The organism is Actinomycetes bacterium, assembly GCA_022599915.1.
In the GTDB taxonomy this organism is placed as follows: Bacteria; Actinomycetota; Actinomycetes; order S36-B12.
Window position 1 is genome coordinate 1 of record JAHZLH010000037.1, and the last position, 3,841, is coordinate 3,841.

Annotated in this window: 4 protein-coding genes; all 4 read left to right on the top strand. The window is 64.3% G+C overall.

Going from position 1 to position 3,841, the window contains the following annotated elements:
- On the top strand, window positions 1–493 hold a 493-nt coding region (gene purN, locus K0U62_06790), incomplete at its 5' end, for a phosphoribosylglycinamide formyltransferase (protein MCH9801222.1).
- Complete coding sequence (gene purH / locus K0U62_06795; protein ID MCH9801223.1) at window positions 490–2,040, top strand: bifunctional phosphoribosylaminoimidazolecarboxamide formyltransferase/IMP cyclohydrolase; 1,551 nt, start codon at window positions 490–492, stop codon at window positions 2,038–2,040. The genes purN and purH, both read left to right, overlap by 4 nt.
- Window positions 2,027–2,989, top strand: coding sequence for a DMT family transporter (locus K0U62_06800; GenBank protein ID MCH9801224.1), 963 nt, complete (start codon window positions 2,027–2,029; stop codon window positions 2,987–2,989). Before purH ends, K0U62_06800 begins: the two co-directional genes overlap by 14 nt.
- A complete protein-coding gene (locus tag K0U62_06805) occupies window positions 2,986–3,831 on the top strand; it encodes a bifunctional methylenetetrahydrofolate dehydrogenase/methenyltetrahydrofolate cyclohydrolase (protein ID MCH9801225.1) in 846 nt (281 codons plus the stop codon). The genes K0U62_06800 and K0U62_06805 overlap by 4 nt, the downstream gene beginning before the upstream one ends.
- The last annotated feature ends 10 nt before the right edge of the window (window positions 3,832–3,841 follow it).

The following is a 3,841-nucleotide window of genomic DNA, read 5'->3' on the forward strand; positions in this document are numbered from 1 at the left end:
TCGTCCCGGTTGCGGCGCCCAGCAGCGGGCCGAGGCCGCTGGCATTCCGGTAGTAGCGGTGGATCCGCGCGAGTATGACTCGCGGGAGCAATGGAACGCTGACCTGGCTGCTGCAACGGCCGAACTGGCTCCCGACTGGTTGGTATCGGTCGGATTCATGCGGGTGTTGGGATCGGAGTTCTTGGACCGATTTCCCGGCCGCATCATCAACAGTCATCCGTCGTTGCTGCCGGCCTTTCCGGGGGCCAGAGCGGTCCCGGAGGCGCTGGACTATGGCGTGCGCGTGACGGGCTGCACCATCCACCTCGTCGACACCGGGGTCGACTCCGGACCGATCCTGGCCCAAGCGCCCGTGGCGGTGCACGCCGGTGATGACGTCGACACACTGCACGAACGCATCAAGACTGTCGAACGAGAACTGCTCGTGACAGTGCTGGCCAATCTGGTCACTGCTGGATACACCCTCGAGGGAAGAAAGGCGGCGCTGCCGTGAGTGATTCGGTCAAGATTCGTCGGGCATTGTTGTCCACCTATGACAAAACTGGCTTGCCGGAACTAGCCACAGAACTGCATCGCGCCGGTGTGGAGATCGTCTCTACCGGATCGACCGCCGCCACCATCGAAAAAGCTGGCGTGCCAGTGACGCAGGTCTCTGAGATAACCGGTTTCCCGGAGTTCCTCGATGGCCGGGTGAAGACGCTGCACCCGGCGGTGCACGCCGGGCTGCTGGCCGATCTGCGCCACGAACATCACCAACAGCAACTGGCGGAACAAGACATTGCCCCGTTCCAACTGGTGGTGGTGAACCTGTATCCGTTCACCGAAACGGTCGCCTCCGGAGCTGGCCAGCAGGAGTGCGTGGAGCAGATCGACATTGGCGGTCCGGCGATGGTCCGCGCCTCAGCCAAGAATCATGCCAACGTCGCGGTAGTCGTTGATCCCAGCGACTACCCGGCGCTGCTGGCTGCTGTCGATGCCGGCGGTTTCTCGCTGGAACAACGCCAGCGGCTAGCGGCCAAAGCCTTCGCGCACACCGCCAGTTACGACGTGGCGGTCGCATCCTGGCTCGGCAATGTTGTGGTACCCGATGAGACCGGCTTCCCGACCTGGCTGGGGGCTTCCTGGCAACGTGCTGAAGTGTTGCGGTACGGCGAGAACCCACATCAGCCAGCGGCGCTCTATCGCGGTGTGGCGGGAGATGGGCTTGCTGCGGCCGAGCAACTACAGGGCAAACAGATGTCCTACAACAACTTTGTCGACGCAGATGCTGCGCTGCGTGCGGCGTACGACCACGAGCAGCCCTGTATTGCCATCATCAAGCACGCGAATCCGTGCGGGATAGCAGTGGGCGCCGATATCGTCGAGGCCTACCGCAAAGCGTTGGCTACTGATCCAGTTTCTGCATTCGGCGGAGTGGTGGCAGCCAACCGCGAGATCGACGCTGAAACCGCCACTGCCATGGCTGAAGTGTTCACTGAAGTTTTGGTGGCGCCTAGTATCGAGCCCGCGGCGAGGGAACTGCTTTCGGCCAAGAAAAATCTCCGCGTGCTGACTGTGGCACCGGGATTCCACGAACCGCGAGCGGAATACCGAGCCATCAGTGGTGGCTTACTACTGCAGCATTCGGATCAGATCGATGCTGCGGGGGACGATCCCGGTGCGTGGAAACTCGCCTGTGGTGACGTGGATGACAGCACGTTGGCTGATTTGGCGTTCGCCTGGCGGGCCTGCCGTTCGGTGAAAAGCAACGCCATCCTGCTGGCTGCCGATGGTGCGGCCGTTGGCGTCGGTATGGGCCAAGTGAATCGGGTGGATTCGGCCCGGTTGGCAGTCTTGCGGGCGGGGGAGCGCGCGGCTGGTTCTGTCGCAGCCTCTGATGCTTTCTTCCCTTTCCCGGACGGTTTGCAAGTTCTGATCGACGCTGGCGTGCGAGCAGTCGTGCAGCCGGGCGGGTCAGTGCGCGATGAAGAAGTCATCGCCGCTGCCGCCGATGCCGGTATCACCATGTACCTGACGGGCACCCGTCATTTCTGGCACTAGCGGCTGGCGCACCCCCGCGGCTGCGCTAGCCGTCGGGGCCTTAGTGGCGCTGCAGTCACGTATCAATGCGGGTCTGGCCGCGGAAGTCGGCGGCGGGTTAGTTGCGGCGGCGATCAGTTTTGCGACCGGTCTGGTGTTGGCGCTGCTGCTGGTGGCGGTCTGGCCGCGGAGTCGCGCTGGACTTGCCCGCCTCCCTGCCGCACTTCGTGGCGGCTCGTTGCGCCCCTGGCAACTCCTGGGCGGTATGGGCGGCGCGTGGTTGGTGACCACTCAAGGGCTCACCGTCGGCCTCGTCGGAGTTACCGCTTTCATCGTCGCGGTGGTGGCCGGTCAGGTCGCAGGTTCGCTAGGAGTCGACCGGTTGGGACTCAGCCCAGTGGGAGTGCTGACCGTCAATCGGCAGCGGGCACTAGCCGCACTGCTGGCGGTTGTCGCTGTCACGGTAGCGGGCTGGGGGACCTTTCAACTGGGTGGCGCAGCCGCACTGGTGGCGGTGCTGTTGGCCGCAACGGCAGGTGTGGCGATTTCAGTTCAGCAAGCCATCAACGCGCGGGTCTCCGCAGCAGCGAACGACGCCCTCGCGGCCGCCACCGTCAACTTTGTGGTTGGCTTCACCGCGCTGCTGACCGCAGTGCTGGTGGGTCTGCTGATCGGGGTCATCGACCTAGGTCAATTGCCCGGTGATCCACGGCTCTATCTGGGCGGGCCAATCGGCGTGCTGTTCATCGCGTTGGCCGCCTGGGCAGTGCGTGGTCTGGGCGTCCTGGTTTTTGGGTTGCTATCGATCGCGGGGCAGTTAGCGGGGGCGGTGCTACTGGATCTGTTCTTGCCAGCCACTGAATCGCCGCTCGGCTATGGGTCCGTCGTGGGATTGTTGCTGGTGGCGGTTGCGGTCTGGCTGGCGGGTCGCGGCACACCGCAACGACCGGATGACAGAATGGCGACGTGACTGCACAGATTCTGGACGGCAAGGCCACTGCGGGTCGAATCAAGTTGGAATTGGCGGAGCGAGTGGCGGCCTTGGCTGCTGCCGGGCGAACCCCGGGACTGGCAACGGTCCTGGTCGGAGATGATCCTGGCAGTGCCGCCTACGTCGCCGGCAAACATCGAGACTGTGACGAGGTGGGGATCCGCTCGATCCGGGTGGATCTACCGGCGGATATTTCCCAAGACGACCTCGATGCGGAACTCCATCGGTTGAATCAGGATCCGAACTGCACCGGCTACATCGTGCAGCTGCCGCTGCCGAATCACCTCGATGAAGGTCGCGCCCTAGAACTCATTGCGCCGGAGAAGGACGCCGACGGGCTGCATCCGATGAATCTCGGTCGACTGGTCCTGGGCATTCCTGCCCCGCTGCCCTGCACACCACGCGGAATCGTGGCGTTGCTGCGGGAGTACGACGTTCCGCTGGCTGGCGCTGAAGTCTGCGTCATCGGTCGCGGCGTGACCGTGGGCCGACCATTGGGCCTGCTGCTGACCCGGCGCAGCGAGAACGCGACCGTGACGTTGTGCCACACCGGAACCCGAGATCTTACGTCGCATACTCGGCGGGCAGACATCATCGTGAGTGCTGCTGGGGTCCCTGGTCTGATCACCGCCGACATGGTGCGGCCAGAGGCAGCGGTACTGGACGTGGGGATCACCCGCACCGAAGCTGGACTGGTGGGTGACGTTGCACCGGAGGTCCGCGAGCGGGCCGGTTGGCTGGCACCGATGCCCGGCGGGGCGGGGCCGATGACTCGGGCCATGCTGTTGGTGAATGTGGTGGAAGCTGCGGAGCGCGCATGACAGCCAACGA